Source organism: Komagataeibacter xylinus (assembly GCF_004302915.1).
Lineage (GTDB): Bacteria > Pseudomonadota > Alphaproteobacteria > Acetobacterales > Acetobacteraceae > Komagataeibacter > Komagataeibacter xylinus_C.
Genome location: NZ_QQBI01000070.1, coordinates 1 through 2500, shown reverse-complemented (window position 1 = coordinate 2500; position 2500 = coordinate 1). Strand labels below are relative to the sequence as shown.

2 rRNA genes (1 of these 2 cut by a window edge) are annotated in these 2500 nt (G+C 55.9%); both read left to right on the top strand.

Features of this window, described 5'->3' with window-relative positions:
- Positions 1-2202 (top strand): 23S ribosomal RNA (locus DV027_RS16850) (it extends 537 nt beyond the left edge of the window).
- Positions 2203-2317: 115 nt separating this feature from the next.
- A 5S ribosomal RNA gene (gene rrf, locus DV027_RS16845) occupies positions 2318-2433 on the top strand.
- Positions 2434-2500 lie beyond the last annotated feature (67 nt).

Sequence of the window (2500 nt, the reverse complement as noted above, 5' to 3'; positions counted from 1 at the left end):
CGGCGTACCTTTTGTATAATGGGTCAGCGAGTTTCTGTTTGCAGCAAGCTTAAGCCGTTAGGTGTAGGCGCAGCGAAAGCGAGTCTGAATAGGGCGACGAGTTGCTGGCAGAAGACCCGAAACCGAGTGATCTAGCCATGGCCAGGCTGAAGGTGCGGTAACACGCACTGGAGGGCCGAACCCACGCCTGTTGAAAAAGTCGGGGATGAGCTGTGGCTAGGGGTGAAAGGCCAATCAAACTCGGAAATAGCTGGTTCTCCGCGAAATCTATTGAGGTAGACCGTCGAGTATTACCCCGGGGGGTAGAGCACTGGATGGGCTAGGGGGGCCCAAAGCCTTACCAAACCTAACCAAACTCCGAATACCCGGAAGTATGAGCTCGGCAGACAGACAGTGGGTGCTAAGGTCCATTGTCGAGAGGGAAACAGCCCAGACCACCAGCTAAGGCCCCCAAATCGTGGCTAAGTGGGAAAGGATGTGAGGATTCCAAAACAACCAGGAGGTTGGCTTAGAAGCAGCCATCCTTTAAAGAAAGCGTAATAGCTCACTGGTCTAATAGAAACCTTGCGCCGAAAATGTAACGGGGCTCAAGCCACGTGCCGAAGCTGTGGGTGCATTCTATGAATGCGCGGTAGCGGAGCGTTCCGTAGGTCTGTGAAGGAGACGGGGTGACCCTCTCTGGAGATATCGGAAGTGCGAATGCTGACATGAGTAGCGACAAACAGTGCGAGAAACACTGTCGCCGAAAGTCCAAGGGTTCCTGCGCAAGGTTAATCCGCGCAGGGTGAGCCGGCCCCTAAGGCGAGGGCGAAAGCCGTAGTCGATGGAAACCGGGCAAATATTCCCGGGCCTGCCAGAAGTGACGAATACAATATGTTGTCAGGTCTTATCGGATTGATCTGGCTTTTGGAGTATTCCAGGAAATAGCTCTGGCATATAGACCGTACCCGAAACCGACACAGGTGGACTGGTAGAGAATACCAAGGCGCTTGAGAGAACGATGCTGAAGGAACTAGGCAAATTACTTGCGTAACTTCGGGATAAGCAAGACCCGTCAGTGGGCAACCATGGGCGGGTGGCACAGACCAGGGGGTAGCGACTGTTTAGTAAAAACACAGGGCTGTGCGAAGTCGAGAGACGACGTATACGGCCTGACGCCTGCCCGGTGCCGGAAGGTTAAGAGGAGGTGTGCAAGCACTGAATTGAAGCCCCGGTAAACGGCGGCCGTAACTATAACGGTCCTAAGGTAGCGAAATTCCTTGTCGGGTAAGTTCCGACCTGCACGAATGGCGTAACGACTTCCCCGCTGTCTCCAGCATCGGCTCAGCGAAATTGAATTCCCCGTGAAGATGCGGGGTACCCGCGGTCAGACGGAAAGACCCTATGAACCTTTACTGCAGCTTTGCAGTGGCATCAGAGACATTCTGTGTAGGATAGGTGGGAGGCTTTGAAACCGGGGCGCCAGTTCCGGTGGAGCCATCCTTGAAATACCACCCTGACTGTTTCTGATGTCTAACCGAGGCCTGTTAGCCAGGTCCGGGACCCTGCATGGTGGGCAGTTTGACTGGGGCGGTCGCCTCCCAAAGTGTAACGGAGGCGCGCGATGGTGGGCTCAGGCCGGTCGGAAACCGGCTGTCGAGTGCAATGGCATAAGCCCGCCTGACTGTGAGAGTGACAGCTCGATCAGAGACGAAAGTCGGCCATAGTGATCCGGTGGTCCCGCGTGGAAGGGCCATCGCTCAACGGATAAAAGGTACTCTAGGGATAACAGGCTGATCTCCCCCAAGAGTCCACATCGACGGGGAGGTTTGGCACCTCGATGTCGGCTCATCACATCCTGGGGCTGGAGCAGGTCCCAAGGGTTCGGCTGTTCGCCGATTAAAGTGGTACGTGAGCTGGGTTTAGAACGTCGTGAGACAGTTCGGTCCCTATCTGCCGTGGGTGTTGGAGACTTGAGAGGATTTGTCCCTAGTACGAGAGGACCGGGATGAACATACCTCTGGTGCACCGGTTGTCGCGCCAGCGGCACAGCCGGGTAGCTAAGTGTGGACGGGATAACCGCTGAAAGCATCTAAGCGGGAAACCCACCTCAAAACAAGGTCTCCCCAAGGGCCGTGATAGACCATCACGTCAATAGGCCAGGTGTGGAAGCGCAGTAATGCGTGCAGCTGACTGGTCCTAATCGCCCAATAGGCTCATTCCATCGCCCCCTTAAAAGGGCAACACACATGCACAGCAGTCATCCACTCTCAACACATCACCATACACACCAACCCATCCACTTCCAGCCATACCCCATACCGGGGAGACTGGATGACCTGGTGGCCATGGCGGGGAATGATCCACCCGATCCCATCCCGAACTCGGCCGTGAAAACCCCCAGCGCCCATGATACTGTGCCTTAAGGCACGGGAAAGTCGGTCGCCGCCAGGTCTTCCAGTCTCCCCTACAATCGCGGGGTGGAGCAGCCCGGTAGCTCGTCAGGCTCATAACCTGAAGG